This is a genomic window from Anaerotruncus rubiinfantis (assembly GCF_900078395.1).
In the GTDB taxonomy this organism is placed as follows: Bacteria; Bacillota; Clostridia; order Oscillospirales; family Ruminococcaceae; genus Anaerotruncus; species Anaerotruncus rubiinfantis.
On the sequence record NZ_FKLA01000008.1, the window covers coordinates 335262 to 360723 of the forward strand.

Genomic DNA, 25462 nt, shown 5'->3' on the forward strand with positions numbered 1-25462 from the left:
AGGGGCAGTCAAATGCGGACATTCATTAGCGTCGATGTCGGCACGACCAATACCAAGGCTTCCCTGGTGAATGAAGCAGGGAAAGTCCTGGCGCAGCATGCGGTCATGCATGTGATGAAGACAACGGTTTCAGGCTGGTCCGAGCACGATATGGAACAGAACTGGTGGGGAGACGGGGTGGAATGCATCCGCCGCGTGCTGGCCGAATCCGCCATCGATCCCGCCTCAGTCCAGTCGGTCATGCTGAGCGGCATGTCGCCGTCCATCGGGATCACCGACGAAAATGGAAAACCCCTGCGGATGGGGATTACCCAGTCGGACATCCGCAGACCGAAAGGCAGGCTCGAGGATTTTGGACTGACGCCGTGGGATCACGTGGGGGTCAACACCTATCTGCTGCCGCACCTTCTCTGGGTGAAAGAGAACGAACCGGAGGTGTTTGCAGGCATCCGTAAGGTGTTCTTTGCCCACAGCTATCTCTGCTACCGGCTGACCGGGCATTACTGCATCGACTTCAACACCTCCTGCTGGATGACCCCGCTCTTTGACCGGGAGAAACGCTGCTATGTGCGCGAGGCGTTCGATGCGATGGGACTTGACAAGTGCGAGATGCCGGAGGTGTACTCACCGCTTGAGATCGCGGGCAGCCTCACCGACGAGGCCGCCGCCGCCACCGGCCTTACCAAGGCGACCCGCGTGCTGGTCGGCACCGGCGACTTCTATCTCTCCCAGATGGCTTCCGGACTGCGCAACGCGGGCGACGCGGTGCTCTATTTCGGAACGGTCGGAACGCTGCTGGCCTGCGCGGAACCGGCGGTCAGCTTCCTTACGAAGCCCTCGCAGGTTGGCCGCAAGGGCGACCCGGTGCTCATGGGGCCGATCTTCCCGGTCAGCGGGGTGCTGCTCGAATGGTTCAGCGAAAACTTTGCCAAGTAGGAGTGCGAAGAAGCGAAAACCGCGGGCATGAGCCCGCTGCAGTATCTGGATAAGCAGGCGGAGAAAATCCCCATCGGGTCGAACAAGCTCATCTTCCTGCCGCACCTGAACGGCGAACGCACCCCGGACAACGACCCTTTCGCACGCGGCGTGCTCTACGGGCTCGACCTCAACCACAAGGTGCCCCATGTCTACCGCGCCATCATGGAGTCTTTCTGCCTGTCGGTGCGGCACGCGCTTGAGGGCATGGAGGCGGAGGGGAAAATGATTCCGGTCAAAAAGCTGGCTGTCGGCGGAGGAGGAGCCAAGAGCCCGCTCTGGCGCCAGATGACCAGCGACTGTCTGGGTGTGCCGCAATCCTACGTGTCGGGTGCGGACGAAACATTTGCGGGCGCATATGTGGCCGCTATGGCCGTGGGGATTTTTGAAAATGAGGAAGCCTTCTACCGGGACTGGCTCAGCAATGCGATTGAGACAACTCCGATCCCGGAAAACGTCGCGCAGTATAACCATGTCTACGAGGTATATAAGAACACTTATCACGCGCTCAAAGGCTCCTATTCCAAGCTGCAGTCGTTTTAACAGTACGAAAGAAGAAAGAAAAGAGGAGGGCACTGATCATGACAAAAGGTATGTCCTGGAAAAACTTCCACATTGGCAAGGTTCTGTTTCTGGGCGGCGCTTACTGTGCGCTTTCCGCGGGCTCCGGCTTCGGCAGCGGCCAGGAATTGACGCAGTATTTCGTCGTACACGGACCGTCCAGCCTGATTGGACTATGGATCACCCAGATCATCACACTGCTGTTCGGCGTGATGCTGATTATGGATACCCGCAAATATGGCCTCAAATCACTGGATGACGTTTACCAGCATTATTGCGGCAAGGTGATCGGCAAGATCGTCTGGGTATTCAACATCGCCTATCTGCTCGGTATGGCGGCGGTTATGATCGCCGGCGCCGGCGCGAACTTCGCCCAGTATTTTAATATGGACAGTACCATCCCGGGCCGCATCCTGATGAGCATTGTGGTCTTTATTACCTGTCTGCTTGGTCTCAAGAAGCTGCTCAACGTCAACGGTGTGCTTGGCCCGATCATCATCGCGTTCGTGCTGCTCATCTCGGTCCTGTCGCTGGTTTTCCCGTCGGACGGCATTGCCCTGGGCGCGGAGTTCATCAGCAAGGCCCACGGCCTGGCGGTCAGCGAGAATCCCTTCATCAGCAACCTGCTTTATACCACCATGTGTATCCTGTTCCAGGCGCCCTATTGGCACGGCTGCGCTGCCAATGACCCGAACACCACCGAGGACACAGTCGGCAGCTGCGTCATCGGCAGTCTGGTCTTTATCAGCGTGCAGACCGTTTCCGTGCTCGCCATGATCGCGAACGCCTCCACCCTCAACGGCGTGCAGGTTCCGAACCTTGCGCTCGGCCAGAGGTTCAGCCCGATCATTGCGGCATTGTTTGGCCTCATCCTGATGTTCGCGATCTACACCACAACCATTCCGATGGTCTGGTCGTTTACCAACGCGTTCGCGGAGGAAAAGACCAAGAAGTATAGCATCATAATCGCCGGCGTGGTTGTCGTCTCCTTTATCATCAGCGGTTTCGGTGCGTTCGACGCGCTGCTGAACATCGTGCTCGGCGCATGCGGCTACTTTGCGGTGCTGTATGTATTCCCGTTCCTCTATACCCGCTTCATCCGCAAACCGGTTGTGCCGGATGTGGTTCCGGAACTGGTTTCCGCAAAACTGATGAAGGAAAGCGCCAGCAAATAAAGTGCTGGCGATACCAGATAGAATGAATTAGGAGCGTTTATTGTGAAAAAGATTGGATTTATCGGCTGCGGCAACATGGGCGGCGCGATCTTGGGCGGCATCCTGAAGAGCGGCCTCTTCAAACCGGAGGAGGTCGCCGCCTCCGACGCCTTTGAAACTGCGGCAAACGCCGTCCGGGAACAGTTTTCGGTGGATGCCTGCACCGAAAACCGTGCTGTGGCGGAGAATTCGGAAATTGTACTGCTTTCGGTCAAACCGCAGTTTTACGCTGCGGTAATCGCGGAGATCCGCGATCTCATCCGGGAGGATCAGGTCGTTGTGACCATCGCGCCGGGCTGGACGCTGAAACGTTTGGAGGAGGCTTTCGGCAGGCCTGTCAAGCTTGTCCGCTGCATGCCGAATACCCCGGCGCTGGTGGGCGTTGGTGTGACGGCCTACTGCCAAAATACACTGGTGGAAAAAGGGGAGCTAGACCGGGTTGTCAGGGTCCTTGAGAGCTTTGGTCAGGCGGAACCGATTCCGGAGAACCTGTTCGATATGGAAGCCGCGCTGTGCGGCTCCTCCCCGGCGTATGTCTACATGATGATCGAAGCGATGGCCGACGCGGCAGTTCACGGCGGCATCGCCCGCGCGCAGGCCTACCGCATGGCAGCGCAGGCGCTCATCGGCAGTGCCAGGATGGTTCTGGAAACCGGACGGCATCCGGGAGACCTGAAGGATATGGTCTGCTCGCCGGGCGGCTCTACCATCGAAGCGGTGCGCGTGCTGGAGGAGAAAGGACTGCGCAGCAGCCTTTTCGAGGCGATGCTCGCCTGCGCGGACAAATGCAGCAGACTTTGAAACAGGAATTGTGAGACTGTCGTCCGGCAGCCTTGGGAGGAGTCTTTATGAGCAACATCGTAACCGGAAAGAAGAATATCTACGGCTTCAAAATCGGCGTCATCATGCTGGATATGCAGTTTCCGCGTATCCCCGGCGACGTCGGCAATGCCCACACTTGGAATTATCCGGTGCTTTACCGGGTGGTGAAGGACGCGCTGCCCAACAAGATCGCGGAGGACATCACCGATGAAGACTTGGCGCCGTTCCTCAATGCGGCCAGGGAACTGGAAGCGCAGGGTGTTTCCGCCATTGCGCTCGGATGCGGGTTTCTGTCGATCTTCCATGCGCGTATCAAAACTGCTGTGAAAATTCCGGTGATCCCGTCGGCGCTCGCGCTGCTGCCGCTTATCTACCGAATGCTTCCGCCAGAGAAAATCGTGGGCGTCATGACCGCCGATGCCACAGGGCTGATGCCCGCACATTTCAAAGCGAGCGGCGCGCAGGATGTCCCTGTGGCGATCATCGGGATGGAGGAGGAACGGGAGTTCTATACCTCGGTGATGCAGAATAAACCCCAGATGGATATCGATCTGTGCAGAGAGGAGCATAAGCGGGTCGCGCAAAAACTGTTACGGAAGAATCCACAGGTGGGAGCAATCTTGTTGGAGTGCACCAACATGCCGGCCTATTCGCAGGCGATCCAGGAGGCGACCGGACTGCCCGTATTCGATATCACAGCGCTTATTGATTTTGTACATGGAGCTCTGGAGCGCAAATCATTCCCGCTCGCGCTGTAAAAAGATTCAGAAAAAGGGAGCCCCGCGTTTGGCAAAGACCAAACGCGGGGCTCCCTTTTTTATAGGAATTCAGGTGAACAGTGTTTTTACAAACCGCAGGGAATCCGCCGCATCCTTTGCAAGCTGCGCATCATCCGCGCCGCCGGATAAATCGTGGAACAGGTACATCGTATCCCCCACCTCGCAGCCGCACAGCACGAACGGTTCCATGACAAAATCACCGCTATAACCGATTTCCCTGAGTGCCCGCGCCATCTCCCGCCACGGCAAAGCGCCGGTTCCAGGCAGTTTGCGGTTGCCTTCACAGATGTGCATGTGGCCCAGGTGTGTTCCGGCTGTACGGATCGCTCCGCCCATTGAGTCCTCCTCGATGTTCATGTGACAGGTGTCAAGCTGGATCTTTACATTTGACCTGCCGACCTCCTCCACATATTGAACGGCCTCCGACGCGGTGTTGATAAGGAAATTCTCATAGCGGTTGACCGGTTCGAGCATAATTGTCACATCGCAATCCCGCGCGGCGTCCGCCATTTCACGCATACAGGCCGCGCTGCGCGACCAGGCCTGGGACTTCTGAACCGGCCTGGAATAATCGTACATCCAATAACTGTAAAGGAGCCCACAGATCTTTTGAATCCCCATTCGGTGCAGGGTCGGGAGGAAGCTCAAAAAGCGCCGTACGCCATTTTCCCGCACCGAAGCGTCGTCCGAGGAGATGTCGTAAGCTTGGCCCATGCCACCTCCGGCGGTCAGACATACGCCGTGATCCCGGCCTAGCTTCAAAAGCCGGTCCTGCTGGGATTCGTCCATTCCCATGAGGTCGGTGGTGAGAATCTCCAACAGGTCGAAACCCAGCCCTGCGATTTTGGGGATAACCTTCTCATAAGTTTCAAAGCTGCCGTCCCAGCCGCGCTGAAAATACTGCGAATAGATACCGAATTTCATAAATGTCCCGTCCCTTCCGGTTTTGATGCGCAAAAAACTTCCTGAATAAATCGTAAGGGACAAATATTGGTTTGTCAAGTGAAATTCTGTTTTTTTCTTTATTATTTTTTATTTATATTGTTTTTAAAAAAGGCGCCTCGGATCTTTTGCAAAATCAGTTCCTGCTATAGAAACGCATTGATATTAGCCTGCCCGATCTCGCATCGTCGAAATAGACAAATTCAGGAAATTACATTTTTATAAGCAGCACAATGCAGAAATTAATTAAGCAGGCAACAAATATTGTCTATCACCGTTACCATTGTCGCTATTGACAAATGAAAAAGTTATTCCTATTATTTATCTTATAAAAATGCCGTGGCAGATCCCTTGAGAACAGGCGGTATAAAAAACATTGCTGAAAAAACGTTCCTATTTTTGGGTAAGAATGCTATTGCATGTAAAAAAAGAAAATGATAACATAAATGTAACAGGTGATAAACCGGTTGATCACTCTGCGGGAGGTATACATGTGCCGAAGGTGACACTACAGGACATTGCAGATGAGCTGCAGCTTTCAAAGTCCCTGATTTCCAAAATCATTAACAACAGGGACGTACGGGTCAGCGACGAAGTCCGTAAGAAGGTTCTTGATAAGATCAAAGAATACAACTACGTCCCAAACCGGGTGGCTTCGGCATTGAGCTCCAAGAAGATGAATCTGATCGCCTGCATTGTCACCAACACCAATTACGACTTTTATACGGATCTGGTCTTTTATATTGAACAGGAGGCGTTTCGGCAGGGGTATAACATCATCCTGTGTAACATCGCGGAAAATACAGCGCGGGAAGCAAATTATCTCAAACTGTACCAGTCGGGTCTCATCGATGGGATTCTGGCGTCTTCAAGCGACGGAACCTCCAACAGGGAACTCTATGAACAGATCCATCACGACGGCTTTCCAATTGTGTTTGTGGACCGTTATATTCCGGACACCGGCATCAGCGTGGTGGCCACTGAAAATCGTCAGGGTGCTTACATCCTGACGCAGGAACTCATCCAGAAGGGGCATAAGCGGATCAGCTTTGTCGGATACGATTTTGCAACCAAAACGACCGTCCAGAAAAACCGTTACATGGGGTATGCGCGGGCGATGGAAGAAAACGGTCTGACGCAGCAGCTTCTATATGCGGCGGAGGAAGGCGAACGCTCACTGGAACGCGCGTTGCAGGAGGACCGGCCGACGGCGCTGGTAATGATTTCATCCTGGCAGATTCCGGAAATCCTCAAACTCTGCCGGAAATACGGCATGAAGGTGCCGCGCGACCTCTCGATTGCGACGTTCGACGAATTTCGGCTGCCCTATAATTCCATGAACGACATCCAGACGACCCGTGTGGTGGAAGAACCGTTGATCATCCTCAAGCAGGATGTCCAGGCGCTGGCGCGCGCGGCAGTGGATGTTCTGATCGATCAGATCAATGGTGTTTCCAAAGAGGAGATCCATAAATTTATTCCTCCCTATTTTGAATAAAATCTTTCGCGTCCTTGTGGGCGCAAAATTTTTTTCGTTGATCAACCGGTTTATCATAGATCAAAAAAGGAGTGAAGGCCTTGAAGGCGATCGTATTGGAAGCGCCGCGCAGGAGCGTGGCCGTGGCAGACAAACCAATGCCGGAAATTGGACCGGACGAGGTGCTGATCCAGGTGCAGGCATGCGGCATTTGTGCCACCGATTTGAAGATGTTCAAGGGGGAATACAGCGGATGCCTGCCGGTGACGCCGGGACATGAATTTACCGGCAGGGCGGTCAAAGTCGGAGACAAGGTCACAAGAATTAAAGCGGGTGACCGGGTTGTGGCGGACCCGAATGAAAGCTGCGGCACCTGCGGCGCCTGCCGAACCGCGCATTCCACTTTCTGTGAAACGATGGCGGGTTACGGTGTCTACACCGACGGCGGTCTGGCGGAATATGCGAAGGCCAAAGAGAAGGGGCTCTATCTGGTCCCGGAAAACCTTCCGCCGGAGATTGCCGCTTTTGTCGAACCAATTTCCTGTGCGCTGCACGGTATCGAGCAGGCAGGCATCCGGCAGGGTGACAATGTCGTGATCATTGGCGCTGGCACAATGGGGCAGCTGCTTTTGCAGATGGCACGCAACACCGGCGCGGCAAAGCTCATCCACGTGGATCGCATCGCCTGGAAACTGGAAGTTTCCAAAGCCTACGGCGCCACCGACGTGGTGGATGGAAGCAAAGCGGACCCGATTGAAGCGGTTAAAGCGCTCACCGGCGGGAAGGGCGCGGACGTTGTGATTGAAGCGGTCGGACACCCGTCAGTGCTCGAAATGGCGATGGATATGGTCGCGCAGGGGGGCAGGATCGTGCAGTTTGGGTTCCCTGCGGAAGGCGTGAAGGCACAGATCGAGCCGTTCCAGATCCTGAAAAAGGAATTGACCCTCGTCGGGTCGTGGATCAACCCCTACACCTACGAACGTGCGCTGCACATGCTTTCAAGCGGGAAGCTCAGGGTTGACCATCTGGTGACGCATCTGCTTAAACTTGAGGATTACGAAAAGGCGATCCATCTGATCGAAACACAGCCGCAGGGCTTTATGAAATCGATCATCATGGTACATCCGGAATAGGGAAAAGCGGAGGCGGAAATGAAGATCATGGACAGTTTGCGAGAGCTGATGCTGCTGCCGGCCCCGTCGGGCTATGAAAATGCCGTGGCGCAGAGGATGGCTGAGAGATTTTCTCCTTATGCAGACACCGTTTTTTTTGACCGCGCCGGGAATGTGATTGCGCGGTTCACGGGAAAAAGGACGGATCTGCCGTCGGTCATGGTCTATGCGCATATGGATCAGATCGGTTTTATCATCCGGCAGATCACGGAGGACGGCTACCTGCGGCTGGAACGGCTCGGCGGCGTGCCGGAAAAAGTGCTTCCGGCGCTGCGCCTGCGTTTTTTTACCGATGCCGGGCGTTGGGTGCCGGGCGTGATGGGCAGCAAATCCCACCATGTCACCCCGGCGGAGGAAAAGTACCATGCCGATCCAATTGGGTCGCTTTATGCGGATGTCGGAGCCGCAAGCGCGCAAGAAGTTTTTGCAATGGGGCTTGGCGTCGGAAACCCGGGCATTTATGAACCGTCCTTCAGTGAGCTGGGAGGAGTCTGTTTTGGCACATCGGCCGATAACCGGGGCGGCTGCGCGGCACTTTTGCGGTTGGCCGAGCTGCTCGGCAAACAGCGGCCGGAACAGGAGGTTTTCCTGGTTGGCACGGTACAGGAGGAATTCAACCTGCGCGGGGCTATGCTGGCGGCGCGGGTTCTGAAGCCCGATATTGCAATTGCGCTCGACGTGGCGCTGGCCGGGGACACGCCGGATCTTTCCGGCCGCTTCCCGGTGAAGCTTGGCGGAGGTCCGGTGGTATCACTTTATAATTTTCATGGGCGGGGAACCCTCAACGGAACGATCGCGCACCGGGGATTGGCTGACCTTGCAATCCGAGCGGCGAAAGAAGCGGATATCCCGCTGCAGCGGTTCGCCTCAACTGGGATTCTCACGGATTCCGCCTATGTGCAGCTCGAAAACGAGGGGATTGCCGCGCTCGACCTGGGATTTCCGGCACGGTATACCCATACGCCGGTCGAGGCCTGCAACCCCGAAGATATAGAACAACTTGCGCGGCTCATCCGGGAAATGCTTGGCGGGATGGATGAAACCTTCCGGCTCACGCGTTATTAACGACGAAGAGAAAGAAAGGATATCAGAATGATGCAGTGGATCAAAGAAACCTTCGGTACCGACAAACCGATTATTGCGATGTGCCATATCCGGGCGATGCCCGGCGACCCGTATTTCGATGCCGCGGGCGGTATGGAACGGGTGGTGGAGCTTGCGCGGCAGGATCTTTTGAACCTGCAGGACGGCGGCGTGGACGCGGTGATGTTTTCGAACGAATTCAGCCTGCCGTACCTTCTGAAAGTAAAGACCGAAACGGTTGCCTGCATGGCGCGGATCATCGGCGAGCTCAAAAGCGAGATCAGAGTCCCTTACGGGGTGAACGTCCTGTGGGATCCGATCGCTTCGATCGATCTTGCGACGGCCACCGGCGCAAGCTTCATCCGCGAGATCATGACCGGCGTCTACGCGAGCGACTATGGCCTGTGGAACACCCATGTGGGCGAAACGGTGCGTCACAAGATGGAGCTTGGCAACCCGAATCTCAAGCTGCTGTTCAATATTGTGCCGGAGGCGGCCAAATACCTCCAGGAGCGTGAGATCACCGAGGTCGCCCGCTCGACTGTTTTCAACAACCGCCCTGACGCGCTCTGCGTTTCCGGTCTCACAGCGGGTGAAGAGACCGACAGCCAGATCCTTTCACGGGTGAAGAACGAGGTTCCGGACACTGCGGTTTTCTGCAACACCGGATGCCGTCTCGAAAACATCGAACGTCAGCTTTCCATCGCGGACGGCGCGGTGGTCGGCACCACCTTTAAAGTGGATGGGAAATTTGACAACCTCGTGGATCCGGAACGGGTGAAACCGTTCATGGATAAGGTGCGCGAAATCAGGAGCAGACGCGGTTAGGGGGCAATGTTATGAAAAAGGTTCAGGCCGCGCTGATCGGCGCGGGGGACCGGGGCTTCCACTGCTACGCGCCCTATGCCGAAGAGAACCCGTGGAAGCTGGAATTCACGGCGGTGGCCGAGATGGACGACGAAAAACGCCGTCAGTTCGGGGATCGGTTCGGCATCCCGCAAGAGCGGCGCTTTAAAGATCTATGGGAGCTGCTCGCGCGGCCGAAGCTCGCGGACGCGCTGCTCATCTGCACGAGCGACAAGCTGCATTACGAACCGGCCATCAAGGCGATGGAACAGGGTTATCATATCATGCTGGAAAAGCCGATGTCCACGACCCTTTCGGAATGTGTGGCGCTCGAACAGGCGGCACGCGGTTACGGCAGAATGTTCATCCTCTGCTTTGTGCTGCGGTACACCGAATTTTTCTCGACCATCCGTCAGGTGATCGATGAGGGGCGGATTGGCCGGGTGAACAGCATCGTGCATCTGGAAAATATTCCATTGGTGGATCAGGTGCACGCCTTCACGCGCGGCATCTTCCGCAACGAGCAGGTTTCCTGCCCGATCATCCTGGCGCACTGCTGTCATGACCTTGATCTGATCAGCTGGTTCGCGGGCGCGAAATGCAGCAAGGTGGCATCTTTCGGCGGGCTCACCCATTTCAACGAAGAAAACGCCCCGGAAGGCGCTCCAAAGCGCTGCCTGGACGGCTGCCCGCACAGCACGGACTGTCCATACTACGCGCCGGACTACTATCTGACCGAGGACACTGGCTGGCCCACCTCCACCATCTGTACCGACATGTCTTACGAGGCGCGGATGAAGGAGCTGGAAAACGGTCCGTACGGACGATGCGTCTACCGCTGCGACAACACGGTGGCGGACAATCAGACGGTGATCATGGAGTTTGAAAACAACGTGACCGCGTCGTTCATCCTGCAGCCATTTGCCAGCGCGAACGGCCGAACCCTGAAGATCACTGGCAGCAGAGGTGAAATTCGGGCCGACATGGACAAAAACGAGATCGAGCTTTTCGATCTTTTGACCGGACGCAAAGAAAAGCTTTTGCTGAAGCCATCCCGTTACAAATATGGCGGCGGCGATCATGGGATTATGGAATATTTTGTGGAGCAGATTGCGCGGGACGGCGCGGGTGGACTCACCTGTATGGAAAACGCGATTGAAAGCCACCTGATTGCCTTTGCGGCGGAAACATCCCGCAGGGAGGGGACAGTGGTGGATCTGGCGAAACTGAGGCGGTGAACGATGAAACTGTTATTGGGTATTGACCTTGGCACCAGCGGGATCAAAACGGTTCTGCTGACGCCGGAAGGGCAGATCGCGGGCAGCGGTTCCTGTGAGCTGTGTCTTTCCACGCCGCGCCCGGGTTTTGCAGAACAAAACCCGGGCGAATGGTGGGAAGCCTGCTGCACCGCCGTGCGGCAGGCAGCCGCGTCGGTGACTGGCAGGTCGGAAGTGGTTGGGATCGGTATCTCCGGGCAGATGCTCGGCAGCGTGCTGCTTGACCGGGCCGGAGCGGTTATCGAGGACTGCATCATCTGGATGGACCAGCGCGCGCAGGAGGAGCTTGCGTGGGTGGAAACGATAATTGGCAGGGAGGAGTTGCTGCGCCGGACGGCCAACTATCCGCTGGTCAGTTACTGGGCCCCAAAACTGCTCTGGCTGCGTAAACATCGCCCGGCAACTTATGCGAAGATCGACAAGGTGCTTTTCCCGAAGGATTACCTCAAATTTAAGTTGACAGGCGTCCATGACATCGATGTGACCGATGCGACCGGTTCCATGCTTTTCGATACCGCGCGCCGCGCCTGGGACTGGGAGCTTTTCGATCAGCTTTCGCTCCCGCGCAGCTTTGTTCCCAAAACGGCTTCTGAATCCACGGCCGTGATTGGGAGTCTGCGGGCGGACGCGGCGGAAAGATTGGGGCTTTTGCCGGGTATCCCGGTGGTTGCGGGCGGCGGAGATCAGATGTGCGGGGCGGTCGGGCTTGGTGTTGTGCGGGAAGGGGTGCTCTCCTCCACGATCGGCACCTCCGGATGTGTCTTTTCCTACAGCAGTTGCTGTATCACCGACCAGAAGCCGCGGGCGGCGCTTTCCTACTGCCACAGCGTGCCGGATGCGTGGTGCGTCTACGGATGTACGCTGGCCGCGGGCGGCGCTTACAAATGGTTGCGGGATTGTTTTTTTGACAAAAAACATGTAACTTTGAATACAAGCGGACAGCCAGCCTACCGCGTGATGGACGAATTGGCCGTGCAGGCCCGTCCGGGAAGCGAAGGGCTTCTGTTCCTGCCGTACTTAAGCGGCGAGCGCACGCCCCATCCGGACCCGGCGGCGCGCGGGGTGTTTTTCGGGCTTTCCGCCCGGCATGGAATTTCGGAAATCTGCCGGTCGGTGCTGGAAGGCGTGGCCTACAGCCTGCGCGACACGGTGGAAATCCTGCGGGAATATCATGTCCCGGTTGATGAGGTGCGCGCGGCGGGCGGCGGCGCGGCGAGCCCGCTGTGGCTGCAGCTGCAGGCGGACATTTTCGATGCGCACATTGCCGTAACGAATGTGGCGGAAGCGCCGGCGGTCGGCGCGGCAATCCTGGCGGGGGTGGGCGCGGGTTTATTTGACAGCGTACCGCAGGCTGCCGACAAGATTGTTCGGGTGGTCCGAATGGTGGAACCGGAACGCAGAAACGTGCCGCTCTACGCCGACTACTATGAAACTTACCGGGCGCTTTATCCCGCGCTGCAGGACCTGTTTTCCAGCCAGGCGGGCAAGGTGGGGCGATGGACATGAACGGGGATTTCCGGATCCTGCCATCGATCGCATCGGCGGACCAAATGCGGATTGCCGGGGAAATCCAGCGATTGGGGGACTGGCCGTACCTGCATCTCGATATCGAGGATGGGAACTTTGTGCCGAACATCACCTTTGGGATGAAGACGGTCCGGCAGATTGCGTCCTATACGGAGAAAGAACTGGACGCGCATCTGATGGTGGCCGATCCGGGAGCATATCTTGAGGAGCTCGCGGGCTGCGGCGTCAAAAATGTGGCGGTTCATCTGGAGGCGCTGACCTATCCGCTTCAGACGCTGAGCGCTATCCATAAACTAGGCATGCGCGCGGGCCTGGCGCTGGGTTTTTCCTCTGGCGCCGAAGCGGTGATGCCATTTTTGTCCGGGGCCGATTACCTACTTGTCATGACGGCGGAGCCGGATGGGGAAGGGCAGATTTTTCGGGCACGGACTCTTGAAAAGATCCGGAATCTTTCCCGTCTGACGGCGCTTCCCATCTGGGTGGACGGCGGCGTTGGATCGGAGACAATCGTGCAGGCCGCCCGGGCGGGTGCGTCCGCTGCAGTGTTGGGAAGGGCGGTATTCTCGGCGGAAAATCCCGGAGAGAGAGCACGGGAACTTGCCGCAATGGTTTTGTATCAGAACAAGAAATGAAGGAGGAGTCCTATGAGCAGAAACATCCGAAAGCTCGAAATGAAAGATCTGCCGGAGATTTGGCGGATTGCGAACCTTTCCTATCCGCCCTATGGGGATAAAAAGGCAAAACGGGAAAAATACCTGCGCCGGGCGCTTTCCGAGCGGACATCGGGCGAATTTTACGGCTGCTTTGAAGCGGAAGAAATGGTGGGCTTTCTGGAGCTCTACGACTTTCGGATGAATCTGCGCGGCTGCCAGATCCAGGTTGGCGGGGTCGGTTTCATTGCCGTGGACATTTTCCATAAACGCCAGGGGGTGGCCGGCGAAATGCTCGCTTTCTGCGAGCGGTATTTCCGGGAACGGCAGATCCCGGTGCTGGTGCTCTATCCCTACAGCATCCGGTTTTATCACAAGCGTGGTTTCTGTTGCGCCACCCGGATGTATCAGTACCGGATCCTGCCGGACATGTTCCCGTACGCCGGCCCACCCAAACATGTGCGGATGCTGGGGCAGGATGACCGGAAAAAGCTGACCGACTGTTTCGCGGCGTATTTTGCCAATACGAACGGGATGCTCATGAAGCGGAGCGTTGACATCGACGCGCTGCTGGAGGATACTCTTATCGCCGCTTATGAACGGGACGGCGTGGTGGAAGGTTATGCCGCCTACCGCTATGAGAAGGTGGACCCAAACTGTGTCCATATGGACAACATGGTGGTTTCCGAATGGGTTTGGAACAGCCGGGAAGCGTTTTTGGAACTCTGTTCCTTTTTTCACGCGCAGTCCGACCAGATCACGCGGGTTATTCTGAACACACCGGAAGAAAATCTGTACCTGTCCCTGCTGGACCCGGCGAACGGGCTCAACGGTGCATTCCAGAACGAAACGCATGAGATGTATGTGGCGGCGGCCGACTCAATGTATAAGGTTCTCGACGCCAAAAATCTGTTTGCGCAGATTGGAGCGGTCAATTTTAACGGGGCGAACCTGCGCCTGTGGCTTACGCTTTTGGGACCGGACGGCTCCGAGGAGTTGGGGCTGAAAGTGGAGGACGGGACCGCCCGCATTTCGGAGGAAGGCCCCTGGGACGCGATGCTCCGGATGCCGGGGGACGTGTTCACGGCAATGGTCACCGGCGCGGCGGACTTTGCGGAGCTTCACGCGCTGGGGCTTGCGGAGATCGATCGGGCGGATCAGATTATGGAAGTAAGTAAACTGTTTGCATATCCAAGAAGACCCAAAACAATCACTTATTTTTAAAGGAAAGAGGGAGAGAACATGATGAAAAAGAACAACATCCGCATTAAACTGACCGCATCCCTTGCCGCGTTGGCCCTGCTTGCCGGCCTGATGGCCGGCTGCGGCTCCTCGTCCGCCCCGGCGTCCTCTGCGGCACCCGCCGCGGCCGCGCCGTCTCAGAGCCAGGCGCAGTCTGAACAGGCCGCGCCCGCGGAAAAGATCACGCTGGTGTTCACCACCGCCTCGCTGCCGGATGTTTCCTACACCAAGGTGCTTTACGATGTGATCAAACCGGAGCTTGAAAAGCTTTCGAACGGTCAGATCGAGCTCGAAGTCCACGATTCCGGATCACTTTTCAGCCAGGATGACGAGCTGCCCGCAACCATCAAAGGCAATGCTTCGATGTGCTATACCGACGCGACCTGGCTGGCTACCTATATGCCTTCAATGAATATGATTGCCGCTGGCTACATGTTCAAGGACAAGGACCATATGGATAAAGTGCTAAACGGCGAAATTGGGCAGCAGCTCTTTGAACAGACCGCGAAAGAAGTCGGCGTGCGCCCACTGTACGCCTATTACATCGGCGCGCGCGTGGTCGGCATGCGCGATGGCCGCGCGATCATGAGCCCGGACGACCTCAAAGGGGTCAAACTGCGTATGCCGAACTCGGAATCCTGGCTCTTTCTTGGTAAGGCGCTGGGCAGCAACCCGGTCCCGATTGCCTTTTCCGAGCTTTACACCGCGCTCCAGTCCGGCACGGTCGACGGCCTCGAAAACCCGATCTCCGGCTTGGAAGAGGGCAAGTTTTACGAGGTCATCAAGTCGATCTCGCTGACCAACCATATGATCGGCGCGGTCTGGCCGTGCATCAATGAAGAAATCTGGCAGAGCCTCACGCCGGAGCTGCAGAAGAACGTGCTGGATGCGTTTAAAAAGGGTCTGGACGCAAACGACGAGCTGGCGCTGCAGGACGAAGAAGTCCTTCTGGAAAAATATAAGGAGCTGGGCGTCGAAGTGATGACCCCCGATGTGGAGGCATTCAAAAAACAGGTCAACGACTTTTATCTGAACGATTCGGAGATGGTGAAGGACTGGGATATGGACCTGTTCGAGCAGATCAAAGCGATGGGCGAATAAATCCTGTAAGACGGCGGGCCGGGGATGTCCCCGGCCCGCGCAAAACCCGGCCCTGCCGACAGAGGAGGAATCCGATTGAAAATACTTCGCCGCATCTGGGAAGTGATCGAGAAAGTGATAGGGATCTATCTTCCGTGTGTGACCTTCCTGATCATGTTTGTGTCCTTTTGCATCCAGATCATCTGCCGTTACCTGTTCAATTACCAGTTTGAGTGGACCTATGAGTTTACCGTCATCGGGTTCATGTGGACAGCTGTTTTCGGCGCCTGCTACAGCAGCAAAATCCGGGATCATGTCTCCTTCAATCTGATCTATGACCGCCTGGGCAGCAAGGGCCAGGCGCTGATGTCCCTGGCGGGCAACCTGATTATAATCGTGGCATTTTTTCTGCTGATCCCGTATGCGGTGGAATATATCTCTTTCATGGATATTAAGACCACGCCGGTGCTCAAACTTTCGTTTGGCGTGGCATATGCACCGTTTCTGATTTTTCTGCTTTTTAGTATCATCTATATCATTCGGGACATCGTGCTGGCCATCCGCACGCTGTTCGGCCTGTACAGGCTGCCGAAGAAGGAGGATGCCGCATGAGCTTTTCCACCTGGATCCCGATCATTATGATGGTTCTGACCTTCGCGCTCAATATTCCCGTCACTTACGGTATGGTTGCGGCGGGCGCGTTTTATCTACTGTATACAAGCGCCGATCTCGGAATTGTAGTTGGGCAGGTCATGGGAACCATGTACACCGGCTATGTGCTCATGGCCATCCCGCTTTTCATCTTCACCGCCAACGTCATGAATTCCGGCAAGGTTACTGACGCCATGTTCGACTTCTCAAAAGCGGCGGTCGGCAAAAAACGAGGTGCGCTGGCATATGTAAACGTGCTGATCTCGCTGATTTTTTCCGGCATGACCGGTTCCGCGATCGCGGATGCGGCCGGCATGGGGCTCATGGAGATCAAAGCGATGGAAAAGGACGGCTATGACCTGCCGTTCAGCTGCGCCATCACGGCGGCTACCGCGACCATTGGCCCAATCTTCCCGCCGAGTATCCCGTTCGTCATCTATGCAATGCTTTCCGGCACCTCAGTGGGCGCGCTTTTCCTGGGCGGCGTGGTCCCCGCGATCCTGATTGCGGTGGCCCTGTCCCTCTATATTGCTTATGTTTCCCAAAAAAGAAAATACCCGGAAGGCATCAAGTTCTCCCCGCGGGAATTTTGGCGTTTCACCCTGCGGGCGCTGCCGGCGCTCCTGACGCCGGTTATTCTGCTGGCGGGCATCTATACCGGGGTCATGACCCCGACCGAAGCGGGTGCGATCGCCGCGCTTTATGCGCTCATCATTTCGGTTTTTGTTTACCGGATTCTGGGCTGGAAGGAATTTCAGCAGACGGTGAAAGACACGGCTTTCTCCACCGGCTCGATCACGATTCTCACAGCCGCGGCGGCGGTGTTCTCCTATATTGTGGCCAAAGAGAAAATTCCGGACATGGTTTCGGATTTCATGCTGGGCATCACCGACAACAAGATTGTTCTGCTGCTCATCATCAACGCGCTGTTTCTGGTGCTTGGGATGTTCCTGGATACAGCGGTGCTCCAGTATGTATTCCTGCCGATGGTGATTCCAATTGTGCGGGTGTTGGGGATCGATATGGTACATTTCGGCGTGCTCATCTGCCTGAACATGATGATCGGCCTCTCCACGCCTCCGTTTGGATTTTTGCTGTTTGTCACCGCGAACATTGCCAAAACGTCCCTCAGCGCGGTGGTGCGCGAGGTGCTGCCAATGGTTGGGGTTCTGTTGGTTGTGCTGATGCTGTTGACATTCGTCCCGCAGTTGGTGCTGTTTGTGCCCAGCCTGATGGGATAGGGAGAGGTGTGTTCTTATGAAAATGCAGATACCGGACGGCGTCTATCCGACGATGGTGACGCCTTTCACAGAGGATAACAGGATCGATTACGGCGCGGTGCTACGCCTGATCGAATGGTACGACAGACAGGAGGTAGAAGGGATCTTCGCTGTTTGCCAGTCGAGTGAGATCTTTTTTCTGTCGTTTGGGGAACGGCTGGAGCTTTTAAAATTTATCGTGAAGAATACGCCCAAACACATTTCGGTGGTGGCGTCAGGGCATACAGCTCCCGATCTGCCCACCCAAATTCGGGAAGCAGAAGCATTCATCGCCGCTGGGATCGACGCCTATGTTTTCATCTCCAACCGGTTTGCCAGTGAGACGGAGGGCGAGGAGACGCTGCTCCAGAACATCCATACGGTGATCGACGCCCTGCCGGGTACGCAATTCGGCATCTATGAATGCCCGTACCCATACAAGCGGGTGATGCGGCCCGAAACGCTCAGGGAGCTTGCAGAGACCGGCCGGTTCGCCTTTTTGAAGGACACCTGCTGCGATTTGGAACTGATCCGGAAAAAACTTAAGGCGACGGAAGGGACCGGCCTTAAAATTTATAACGCAGTTTCCGCGACACTGCTGGAAAGCCTGCGCATGGGTTGCGCAGGTTATTCCGGGGTGATGGCCAACTTCCATCCCGAACTTTACGGATGGCTCTGCAAGAACTTTCAGAAGCAGCCGGAGAAGGCGCAGCGCCTGCAGGATATCCTGGGCGTCTTTTCGGTGATGGAGTCTCGGGTCTATCCGGTCTGTGCGAAATACTACCTGAATGCACTCGGTGTTTCCATGGGGCTTCATTCCCGCGCGCGCAGCGCCGCCGAATTCACCCCCAACCTGCAGATGGAATTCGATCAGCTTTTGCGACTCACCGAACGGGTCAAATCCGAGATCCTGTAAGCGTGAAAAAACGCCCCGTGGAAGTTTTCCACAGGGCGTTTATAGAGTCCGTAAACAAAGGCTATTCTTTCGGCAGGTTTTCCGCGCCTTTTACAAAACGCGAACGTTTCCACTTGCCAGTGCGGTACTGCAAAAACGAGAGGACATAGTTGGCGCTCCAGCCAACCGGCACCGCAACCCACACCATTGCGATCCCGAAACGCGGTGCAAACGCCACTGCAATAAAAACACGGATCGAGAGGTTGACCAGGTTTGCAACGGTGAACATCCGCATATCCCCAGCGCCGCGCAAAAGCCCGTCGGTGATCATCTTGAGCCCGATCATCACGAAAAACCATCCCATGAACCGCAGATAGCCGGTACCGGTCTGCAAAGCGGACAGGGTTCCGTCCGCGCCGAGGAAAGCGGCGATGATGGGCCGGTTGAAAAGTTCGAGCACGATGCAGATTATGAGCGCGAAGGAAAAGACAATCCCATAGCCCGCATGATACCCCCGGCGCACCCGGCCATATTCCGATGCGCCAATGTTCTGCGCGGTGAAGGAGGAGATCGCATTGCCCATGGCGGCCATCGGCACCACGCAGATGCTTTCCACGCGCATAGCGGCGGTGAAGCCCGCAAGTACCTCGGAGCCGAAGGAATTCACCACCGACTGCACCAGCAGCATGCCGATCGAAACGGTGGATTGCTGCAGGATTGACGGCAGCGCAACCTTTGCCATATCGCAGAAAGCGGCGCCGTCGAAAAGTCCGGTGCCCTCGGTGGGATAGCGGGAGAGCTCCCGCAGCAGGAGCGCGAAGGCGAGCACGGCGGAGATCCCCTGCGCGATGAGGGTCGCCCAGGCAACGCCCGCCACGCCAAGCCGGAGGCTGCGCACCATGTAAATATCCAGCACGATGTTAAAAAGGGAGGAAAAGATCAGCAGATAGAGCGGGATACGGGAGCGCCCAAGCGCGTTGAAGGTGGCGGAAACGACATTGTAAAGGAACAAAAACGGCAGCCCCAAAAAGTAGATGTTCAGATAGGTGACCGCCAGGCCGATGATGTTTTCCGGGGTGTTGAGCAGCCGCATCAGCGCGTGCCCCGCAAAAAGTCCGAACGCGCCCAGCAGCATGCTGAGCGCGAAAAAAGAGAGCAGGGAAGTGAAGATCGCACGTTTCATCTGGGTATAGCGGCGGGCCCCAAAATACTGGCTGGCGATCACCGAGGCTCCCACACCTCCGCCGATTGCCACAGAGATAAAGACGTTTGTAAGCGCGTATGACGCGCCGACCGCGGCGAGCGCCTCCTCGCTGACAAACTGGCCGACGACAATTGAATCGGCCATCGTGTAAAACTGCTGAAACAGGTTCCCGATGATCATCGGGATCGAGAAAACCAGCAGCGCTTTCATTGGACTTTCCGTAATCAGATAATCTTTTTTCATTGCGACCTCAAAACCTCCCAGATGGCGGAACACTGTCAATGCCGGTCATATTTGGAATGGCGGCGGGTGGCCTGGTAGTCCCGGGACAGGGTGCGCAGCGAAACCTGGGTGGCCTTTCGTTTGACAACCCATCCGAGTCCGGTCCGCTGTGTCAGCCGGGATTTGATTTGCTCAAAATCGCCGCTTTGTTCCAAAAGGTAAGCGGACTTGTCCCGCATCAGCACAAACAGGTAATCGCTGTCCTCCATCAGCCGATAGACGTCGCTGTAGAGCAGGTCCTGCCGACCCTGCCCGGTTCCGACATGAATTCCAGCCTCCCCGAAATCGTAGGACATCAATGGAAAATTTCCGCCAAACTGCCGGATCACCCGTTCAGCGACCATCTTAGCAGGCAGGTTGATGCTGGGGATGGGGATGCAGCCGAGCATCAAAAAAAAGATGCGCCAGGAGGTGCTCAGGTTTCCAAGCACGCCAAGGGCGAGAAAAACACAACACGCCGTGATGACGGCGGTGCGGACTTTGGCGCCGAACACGCGGTACTGGATGTTGGCAAGCGTGCGGATCGCCTGTTCGTTATATTGGATTTCGGCATGGTAAGATTCCGCCAAAACGACCTCTCCCGTCAAAATGGATTTCCCATATAGTATAGAAAATTTTTGTCCGTGTGTAAAGAGCGCGCGAAATTTTGTGTATTTTTGATCTTTACAACCGCGCTCGGAGCGGTTAAAATGAATCACATCAAATGAAAAGCGGCGCAGAAGACGCCGTACATTTTTTGCTGCTTTCTGAAAACGTTTTCATCATCGACGAAAGGAGCAAAGCTGATGGACTTATTCTCATTGGAAGGAAAAATTGCACTGGTCACCGGCTGTGCGGGCGGCATTGGAGCCGGACTCGCATCCGGGCTCGCCAAGGCGGGCGCGGATATTGTCGCGGTCGACCGGGCGGATCTCTCCGAAACCGCCGAAAAAATCCATGCGCTCGGGCGGGCATGTCACTGTGTCGAGGCCGATCTATCGACGCAGGAGGGGGTAGGCAAGGCTTGGGAATCCGCTGTCGCGGCGGCCGGGAAGATCGATATCCTCTGCAACAATGCCGGCATGCAGCACCGGGAAAGCATCCTGACCTATCCTCAGGAGGTGCTCGACAAGGTGCTGGCGGTCAATTTAAAGGCACCGTACGATCTGGCACAGAAAGCCGCGCGGCATTTCATTGCGCGCGGATGCAGAGGCAAGATCATCAACACCGCCTCGCTGTTTACCAGCTTCGGCGGCGTTGAAGTGAGCGGCTATACCTGTTCGAAACATGCGATCCTGGGACTCACCCGCGCGCTTTCAAACGAACTGTCCGGCAAGGGCATTTGTGTCAATGCGATCGCACCCGGTTATGTTGAAACCGAACTCACCCGCGCGATCTGGAGCGACCCTGTGCGGCGCGCCCCAATGGATGAACGCCTGCCGATCGGGCGCTGGGGGCGCCCGGAGGATTTTGAAGGGGTCGCGGTCTTTCTGGCAAGCGCGGCTTCCGATTATATCACAGGTGTGATGATCCCGGTGGACGGCGGCTATTCCGCGCGGTGACCCGTCCTTTGGGATGATAAAAATTTTAGAAAAAGAGAGGTACGGATATGGAACTCTGCAACATATTTGAAATTGAGGGAATGGAAATGCCGGCGGGCCGCAGGACGCGTGTGATGATCGGGCAGAATGGCGCGATCAAAGGAGACAAGTTCTGCCAGGGGTATGTCGTGGTATATCCGGGCGGCACGGTTCCGGCGCATGAGCACGAAACGGTGGAGTCCTACACTATCCTGAAAGGCGAAGGGGAACTGACTGTTGATGGGGAAGTGCGCAAGGTCAAAGCGGGCGACTATACCTTCATCCCGCCGATGCTTTCTCATGCCCTCGCCAACACCGGTGAGGAGGATCTGCACATGATGTTCGTCTATGCGCCGAGCGTGGTGGTTGACCATTGGGCGCAGGAACAGTCCGGCGAATTAAAGTAAAATTGGACTTGAATTTTTCGATTCCGCTGAAATTTTTGACGATATTTTGGGGAATTTGACTATTGAAAACAGGAAAACATTTTGTTATTATTATGTCGATGAAAACGTTTTCCTAAAATTTTGAAATGCAGAAGGGCATCCTATGTCGACGATTCGAGATGTTGCGCGTCTGGCAAATGTATCGATCAGCACGGTTTCGCGCGTGATGAACAATACCGCCCCGGTGGAGGAAGAAACCAGACAACGCGTGATGGATGCCGTACAGGTGACCGGGTACAAGGCGAGCGCAATTGCGAAAGCTTTGAAAAGTGGCCGTACCAATACGATCGCTTTTGTCATCCCAAATCTGGTCAATATGATTTACCCATCCCTTGCGATCACTGTGGAAAATGAAGCGCAGAAATACGGTTATTTCGTGCTGTTCTGCAATACGCAGGAGGAGCAAGCGAAGGAAAAGGGGTACGTTGAAAAGCTCAAAGGGGACTTTGTGGACGGATTCCTTTTTTCCACAGCGCTGGCCGGCGGCGAAAGCGCCGAGATCTATAAGCTTCGCCGGGAAGGCGTCCCGGTGGTCTGCCTGATGCGTGAAACCGGAGATCCACGGGATTCGGTTGTTTCGGACAATTTGGAGGGGGGATATCTCGCCGCCAAATATCTGTTGGACCGGGGATTTCGTGAGATTGCCGTCGTGTGCGGGCGTCAAAACCTGGCGCTGTATGGGCAGCGGCTTGCGGGTTACAAAAAGGCCCTTGCGGAATATGGGGTCCCATTCAATCCGTCCATCTGTCTGGAAGGCGTTAAGGACGGGCGGGAGAACGGTTCCGAATGCATCCTGTCCTACTACAAAAAATATAACCGGATTCCGGAAGCGATCTTCGCATCGAGCGACCCGCTCGCATTCGACGTGATGATCACCCTGAACCGGTTGGGCTGTTCCATCCCGCGGGATGTTTCGGTCATCGGATTCGATAATGTCCCATTTGCGGAGAATTATTACCTGACCACGGTGGAACAGAAACTCTATGAAATGGCGCGTGCCGCGACCAGGCAGCTGATCGCGATCATTGAAAAGCGTGAGCCGCCCGATCAGCCGCAGCAGGTTTTTCCCGTACGGGTGGTGGAGCGGCAGTCGGTTCGCGCTGCGGACGGCAGAGAAGAGAATAAGGAATTGCACATACCATGCGCGTTTTAGCGCGTGGTATGTGCCGGACGATCTTTTAATAGGTGAAGGAGTAGTGTGGCCGGTTTGGGGCCGGCAAAGAAGGAACTGTTTTGGGACCGGATGACAACATACATTCTTCAAAATGCCTGAAAACAAAAGATCATTATTTTTTGCGAGTCATGAAAACGTTTTCTTGAGACGCCTTGGTGTGTGAAAGGCGTATACGGGAAAAACAATATTTTTTTGCCGCACTTGAAAACGTTTTCATAGGAGGTGATATATCCATGGAACCATTCATTGTCAATGCCAAAACCGACCTTTATGCGATCCTCGGAGACCCCATTTCCCATTCGATGTCCCCGGTCATCCACAATAACGCCTTCCGGCGTTTCGGGATGGATAAGGTTTTCCTGGCGGTCCGCTGCGATCCCGAACACGTCGATGAAATGATGCGTTCGCTCCGGTTCATGGACCTGAAGGGATATGTTTTCACAATGCCGCTCAAGGAAATGGTCTTTTCCCATATGGATGAGGTCAAGGACGAGGCCGAAATCACCGGCGCGATCAACTGTGTGCAGAATGAGAATGGCAGGCTGATCGGCTACAACACCGACAGCCGCGGATTCTGGACGGCGGTTGCTTCCCGCAATGTCAAAAACCGGCCAATCAACCGGGTATTTATCCTTGGGATGGGCGGCTTTGCCAAAGCGGCTGCCGCACAGGCGGCGCTGCAGGGGGTAAAGGAGATCATTGCGGTCAACCGCATGGAAGAAACCGCCTATGTGGACAGCTTCCGGGCTTTTGCCGGGCGCCTGCAGAAGAAAGCGCCGCACAGCACGGTGTGTCTTATGGACTGGGACCCGGCCGGGTGGAAAGAGGCGCTTGCCGGCGCCGACGTGGTGGCGAACGCCACGCCGAACGGCCTTAACTGCGACGGCGATCTGTATTTGCAGTTCCCGTACGAATATGCGGACCCGGACGCGATCTTTTTCGACGCGATCTATACCCCGCTCAAGACCAAATTTCTGGAAAAAGCCGAGCAGCTCGGGCATCCGATTGTGGACGGGCTGGATCTGCTTTCGCATCAGGGCGTCTGTTCGTTCAAGATTTGGACCGGTATGGACGTGGAGCCTGAGCAGATGCGGCAGGATGGGCTGCGTTTCATCCAGGAATCCGCACATTGATTTGTCATTTATGAGGATTCCCTCATAAAAATAAAAAACAGCAAAAGAAAAGGAGAAAAGATATGAAAAAACTACTTGCTCTTACTCTGGCGCTTGCAATGGTCCTCTCGTTTGCAGCTTGCGGCGGTTCTTCCGCTCCCGCGTCCTCCGCGGCCCCTGCAGCGTCCACACCCGCGGCTTCCACTGCTCCGGCGGATTCCTCCGCTGCTCCCGCAGATTCCGGTGAAGCTGAATATGTCCTGAAGCTGGGCGATGTTCTGGCTGAAGACCACCCGCATTCCCAGTCCTACTACTGGTTTGCAGACCGTGTCGCGGAACTGACGGGCGGCAAGGTCAAGGTGGAAGTGTATGTCAACTCCTCGCTGGGCAACCAGTCCGACCTGGTGGAAGGACTGAGCCTTGGCACCGTCCAGATCGCAAAATCGATGACCACCGGCCTGTCGGTTTACTGCCCTGAGATCCAGATCTTCGACCTGCCTTACATGTTCCAGAACACGGATCAGTTCTTCAAAGTCATCGACGGCGAAATCGGCGAGTACTATGCGAAAGACGTTCTGGGCACCCAGGATATGATCGGCATCGCTTACTTCTATGCCGGCTCCCGCAGCTTCTACACCAACAAACCGATCAACGCCCTGAGCGACATCAAGGGCTGGAAGATCCGCGTTCCGGAGTCCCCGATCTTCATGGGCCTGTGCGATTCGTTTGGCTGCGCGGGCACCCCGATGAGCGTTGGCGAGCTGTACACCGCTCTGCAGACCGGCGTTGTTGACGGCGCTGAGAACGCTCCGATCTTCTACTATCAGCAGAAACACTTTGAGGCGGCTCCGTACCTGACCATGACCGAGCACATCATGACTCCGGATATCGTTGTCATGAGCAAAAGCTACCTCGAATCCCTGCCGCAGGAATACCAGGATGCGATCATCCAGGCTGGTAAGGATATGATGCAGTACGAGCGCGAACTGTGGTTCTCCCAGGAAGAGGACGCCATGACCGCGCTGAAAGACGCCGGCGTGACTGTCACCGAGGTCGACAAGGCCGAGTGGATCGCTGCCGCGCAGAAAGTTTGGGACAACTTCCGTGACGTTGTCGGCCAGGAGAACATCGATAAGATCCAGGCTCTGGCATAAGTTCAGAAGATTCCGGCTTTCCTGTTTGTTGTATGGTCAAACATGCGCCCAGTGGGAACTCCACTGGGCGCAAATACAA

The 25462-nt window shown here is 55.9% G+C and carries 25 protein-coding genes; 22 read left to right on the top strand and 3 right to left on the bottom strand.

The annotated features are described in order from the left end of the window. The first annotated feature begins 12 nt into the window (after window positions 1-12). The 5 genes from BN4275_RS03960 to BN4275_RS03980 are packed head-to-tail and all read left to right on the top strand — an operon-like array spanning window position 13 to window position 4330. The gene (locus BN4275_RS03960; protein ID WP_066454204.1) at window positions 13-936 is read left to right on the top strand and encodes an FGGY family carbohydrate kinase; all 924 of its coding nucleotides are present in this window, start codon (window positions 13-15) and stop codon (window positions 934-936) included. Between the two features lie 27 nt (window positions 937-963). Continuing rightward, the gene (locus BN4275_RS03965; RefSeq protein ID WP_066454208.1) at window positions 964-1518 is read left to right on the top strand and encodes an FGGY-family carbohydrate kinase; all 555 of its coding nucleotides are present in this window, start codon (window positions 964-966) and stop codon (window positions 1516-1518) included. A 38-nt stretch (window positions 1519-1556) separates the two neighbouring features. After that, window positions 1557-2711, top strand: coding sequence for a YkvI family membrane protein (locus tag BN4275_RS03970; RefSeq protein WP_066454209.1), 1155 nt, complete (start codon window positions 1557-1559; stop codon window positions 2709-2711). A 39-nt stretch (window positions 2712-2750) separates the two neighbouring features. Continuing rightward, complete coding sequence (proC, locus tag BN4275_RS03975; RefSeq protein ID WP_066454210.1) at window positions 2751-3551, top strand: pyrroline-5-carboxylate reductase; 801 nt, start codon at window positions 2751-2753, stop codon at window positions 3549-3551. 47 nt (window positions 3552-3598) lie between these two features. Further along, on the top strand, window positions 3599-4330 hold the full coding sequence (locus tag BN4275_RS03980) for an aspartate/glutamate racemase family protein (protein ID WP_066454212.1): 732 nt from the start codon (window positions 3599-3601) through the stop codon (window positions 4328-4330). A gap of 69 nt (window positions 4331-4399) precedes the next feature. Here BN4275_RS03980 and BN4275_RS03985 read toward each other — a convergent pair whose 3' ends face one another. After that, a complete protein-coding gene (locus BN4275_RS03985) occupies window positions 4400-5275 on the bottom strand; it encodes a D-psicose 3-epimerase (protein ID WP_066454993.1) in 876 nt (291 codons plus the stop codon). A gap of 511 nt (window positions 5276-5786) precedes the next feature. Here BN4275_RS03985 and BN4275_RS03990 point away from each other — a divergent pair. From BN4275_RS03990 to BN4275_RS04045, 12 genes are all read left to right on the top strand, one after another. Then, complete coding sequence (locus tag BN4275_RS03990; RefSeq protein WP_066454215.1) at window positions 5787-6791, top strand: LacI family DNA-binding transcriptional regulator; 1005 nt, start codon at window positions 5787-5789, stop codon at window positions 6789-6791. An 80-nt stretch (window positions 6792-6871) separates the two neighbouring features. Next, a complete protein-coding gene (locus BN4275_RS03995) occupies window positions 6872-7903 on the top strand; it encodes a zinc-dependent alcohol dehydrogenase family protein (RefSeq protein ID WP_066454217.1) in 1032 nt (343 codons plus the stop codon). Window positions 7904-7930: 27 nt separating this feature from the next. After that, window positions 7931-9007, top strand: a complete 1077-nt coding sequence (locus BN4275_RS04000; RefSeq protein WP_161940175.1) for a M42 family metallopeptidase — start codon at window positions 7931-7933, stop codon at window positions 9005-9007. A 30-nt stretch (window positions 9008-9037) separates the two neighbouring features. Further along, the gene (locus BN4275_RS04005; RefSeq protein WP_066454221.1) at window positions 9038-9853 is read left to right on the top strand and encodes a BtpA/SgcQ family protein; all 816 of its coding nucleotides are present in this window, start codon (window positions 9038-9040) and stop codon (window positions 9851-9853) included. 11 nt (window positions 9854-9864) lie between these two features. Next, entirely contained in the window at window positions 9865-11109 is a 1245-nt protein-coding gene (locus BN4275_RS04010; RefSeq protein WP_066454224.1) for a Gfo/Idh/MocA family protein, read from the top strand. Window positions 11110-11112: 3 nt separating this feature from the next. Beyond that, complete coding sequence (gene xylB, locus BN4275_RS04015; RefSeq protein WP_066454227.1) at window positions 11113-12654, top strand: xylulokinase; 1542 nt, start codon at window positions 11113-11115, stop codon at window positions 12652-12654. Next, complete coding sequence (locus BN4275_RS04020; protein ID WP_066454233.1) at window positions 12651-13307, top strand: ribulose-phosphate 3-epimerase; 657 nt, start codon at window positions 12651-12653, stop codon at window positions 13305-13307. The genes xylB and BN4275_RS04020 overlap by 4 nt, the downstream gene beginning before the upstream one ends. Before the next feature lie 12 nt (window positions 13308-13319). After that, window positions 13320-14549 (top strand): GNAT family N-acetyltransferase, encoded by a 1230-nt coding sequence (locus BN4275_RS04025; protein ID WP_066454235.1) that lies wholly within the window; start codon window positions 13320-13322, stop codon window positions 14547-14549. 18 nt (window positions 14550-14567) lie between these two features. Then, window positions 14568-15668: a DctP family TRAP transporter solute-binding subunit gene (locus BN4275_RS04030; protein ID WP_079988050.1), complete on the top strand. Its 1101-nt coding sequence runs from the start codon at window positions 14568-14570 to the stop codon at window positions 15666-15668. A gap of 75 nt (window positions 15669-15743) precedes the next feature. Further along, a complete protein-coding gene (locus BN4275_RS04035; protein WP_066454237.1) occupies window positions 15744-16259 on the top strand; it encodes a TRAP transporter small permease in 516 nt (171 codons plus the stop codon). Beyond that, window positions 16256-17539 (top strand): TRAP transporter large permease, encoded by a 1284-nt coding sequence (locus BN4275_RS04040; RefSeq protein ID WP_066454246.1) that lies wholly within the window; start codon window positions 16256-16258, stop codon window positions 17537-17539. The genes BN4275_RS04035 and BN4275_RS04040 overlap by 4 nt, the downstream gene beginning before the upstream one ends. 16 nt (window positions 17540-17555) lie before the next feature. Further along, window positions 17556-18473: a dihydrodipicolinate synthase family protein gene (locus BN4275_RS04045; protein ID WP_066454249.1), complete on the top strand. Its 918-nt coding sequence runs from the start codon at window positions 17556-17558 to the stop codon at window positions 18471-18473. A gap of 61 nt (window positions 18474-18534) precedes the next feature. On the opposite strand, the gene BN4275_RS04050 is transcribed toward BN4275_RS04045, so the two are convergent. Both BN4275_RS04050 and BN4275_RS04055 read right to left on the bottom strand, forming a co-directional pair. Next, entirely contained in the window at window positions 18535-19899 is a 1365-nt protein-coding gene (locus BN4275_RS04050; RefSeq protein ID WP_066454251.1) for an MATE family efflux transporter, read from the bottom strand. A gap of 35 nt (window positions 19900-19934) precedes the next feature. Next, entirely contained in the window at window positions 19935-20507 is a 573-nt protein-coding gene (locus BN4275_RS04055) for a YcxB family protein (protein ID WP_066454254.1), read from the bottom strand. Window positions 20508-20723: 216 nt separating this feature from the next. Between BN4275_RS04055 and BN4275_RS04060 the strand changes: the two genes are divergently transcribed. The 5 genes from BN4275_RS04060 to BN4275_RS04080 all read left to right on the top strand — a co-directional run bounded on the left by BN4275_RS04060 (window position 20724) and on the right by BN4275_RS04080 (window position 25383). After that, on the top strand, window positions 20724-21479 hold the full coding sequence (locus tag BN4275_RS04060) for an SDR family oxidoreductase (protein ID WP_066454258.1): 756 nt from the start codon (window positions 20724-20726) through the stop codon (window positions 21477-21479). Window positions 21480-21526: 47 nt separating this feature from the next. Next, window positions 21527-21904, top strand: a complete 378-nt coding sequence (locus BN4275_RS04065; RefSeq protein ID WP_066454261.1) for a dimethylsulfonioproprionate lyase family protein — start codon at window positions 21527-21529, stop codon at window positions 21902-21904. 142 nt (window positions 21905-22046) lie between these two features. Beyond that, window positions 22047-23096: a LacI family DNA-binding transcriptional regulator gene (locus tag BN4275_RS04070; protein WP_066454263.1), complete on the top strand. Its 1050-nt coding sequence runs from the start codon at window positions 22047-22049 to the stop codon at window positions 23094-23096. 254 nt (window positions 23097-23350) lie between these two features. After that, a complete protein-coding gene (locus tag BN4275_RS04075) occupies window positions 23351-24250 on the top strand; it encodes a shikimate dehydrogenase family protein (RefSeq protein WP_066454265.1) in 900 nt (299 codons plus the stop codon). Between the two features lie 62 nt (window positions 24251-24312). Further along, window positions 24313-25383 (top strand): TRAP transporter substrate-binding protein, encoded by a 1071-nt coding sequence (locus BN4275_RS04080; protein ID WP_066454275.1) that lies wholly within the window; start codon window positions 24313-24315, stop codon window positions 25381-25383. The last annotated feature ends 79 nt before the right edge of the window (window positions 25384-25462 follow it).

What these genes read in the sequence shown, in the direction of transcription:
- BN4275_RS04000 (WP_161940175.1), top strand. Translation starts at nt 7,931, where the DNA reads ATGGACAGTTTGCGAGAGCTGATGCTGCTGCCGGCCCCGTCGGGCTAT.
- BN4275_RS04040 (WP_066454246.1), top strand. Translation starts at nt 16,256, where the DNA reads ATGAGCTTTTCCACCTGGATCCCGATCATTATGATGGTTCTGACCTTC.
- BN4275_RS04070 (WP_066454263.1), top strand. Translation starts at nt 22,047, where the DNA reads ATGTCGACGATTCGAGATGTTGCGCGTCTGGCAAATGTATCGATCAGC.
- BN4275_RS04075 (WP_066454265.1), top strand. Translation starts at nt 23,351, where the DNA reads ATGGAACCATTCATTGTCAATGCCAAAACCGACCTTTATGCGATCCTC.
- BN4275_RS04030 (WP_079988050.1), top strand. Translation starts at nt 14,568, where the DNA reads ATGATGAAAAAGAACAACATCCGCATTAAACTGACCGCATCCCTTGCC.
- xylB (WP_066454227.1), top strand. Translation starts at nt 11,113, where the DNA reads ATGAAACTGTTATTGGGTATTGACCTTGGCACCAGCGGGATCAAAACG.
- BN4275_RS04010 (WP_066454224.1), top strand. Translation starts at nt 9,865, where the DNA reads ATGAAAAAGGTTCAGGCCGCGCTGATCGGCGCGGGGGACCGGGGCTTC.
- BN4275_RS04065 (WP_066454261.1), top strand. Translation starts at nt 21,527, where the DNA reads ATGGAACTCTGCAACATATTTGAAATTGAGGGAATGGAAATGCCGGCG.
- BN4275_RS03985 (WP_066454993.1), bottom strand. Translation starts at nt 5,275, where the DNA reads ATGAAATTCGGTATCTATTCGCAGTATTTTCAGCGCGGCTGGGACGGC.
- BN4275_RS04020 (WP_066454233.1), top strand. Translation starts at nt 12,651, where the DNA reads ATGAACGGGGATTTCCGGATCCTGCCATCGATCGCATCGGCGGACCAA.
- BN4275_RS04050 (WP_066454251.1), bottom strand. Translation starts at nt 19,899, where the DNA reads ATGAAAAAAGATTATCTGATTACGGAAAGTCCAATGAAAGCGCTGCTG.
- BN4275_RS03970 (WP_066454209.1), top strand. Translation starts at nt 1,557, where the DNA reads ATGACAAAAGGTATGTCCTGGAAAAACTTCCACATTGGCAAGGTTCTG.
- BN4275_RS04045 (WP_066454249.1), top strand. Translation starts at nt 17,556, where the DNA reads ATGAAAATGCAGATACCGGACGGCGTCTATCCGACGATGGTGACGCCT.
- BN4275_RS04080 (WP_066454275.1), top strand. Translation starts at nt 24,313, where the DNA reads ATGAAAAAACTACTTGCTCTTACTCTGGCGCTTGCAATGGTCCTCTCG.
- BN4275_RS04005 (WP_066454221.1), top strand. Translation starts at nt 9,038, where the DNA reads ATGCAGTGGATCAAAGAAACCTTCGGTACCGACAAACCGATTATTGCG.
- BN4275_RS04025 (WP_066454235.1), top strand. Translation starts at nt 13,320, where the DNA reads ATGAGCAGAAACATCCGAAAGCTCGAAATGAAAGATCTGCCGGAGATT.
- BN4275_RS04060 (WP_066454258.1), top strand. Translation starts at nt 20,724, where the DNA reads ATGGACTTATTCTCATTGGAAGGAAAAATTGCACTGGTCACCGGCTGT.
- BN4275_RS03980 (WP_066454212.1), top strand. Translation starts at nt 3,599, where the DNA reads ATGAGCAACATCGTAACCGGAAAGAAGAATATCTACGGCTTCAAAATC.
- BN4275_RS03960 (WP_066454204.1), top strand. Translation starts at nt 13, where the DNA reads ATGCGGACATTCATTAGCGTCGATGTCGGCACGACCAATACCAAGGCT.
- BN4275_RS03965 (WP_066454208.1), top strand. Translation starts at nt 964, where the DNA reads ATGAGCCCGCTGCAGTATCTGGATAAGCAGGCGGAGAAAATCCCCATC.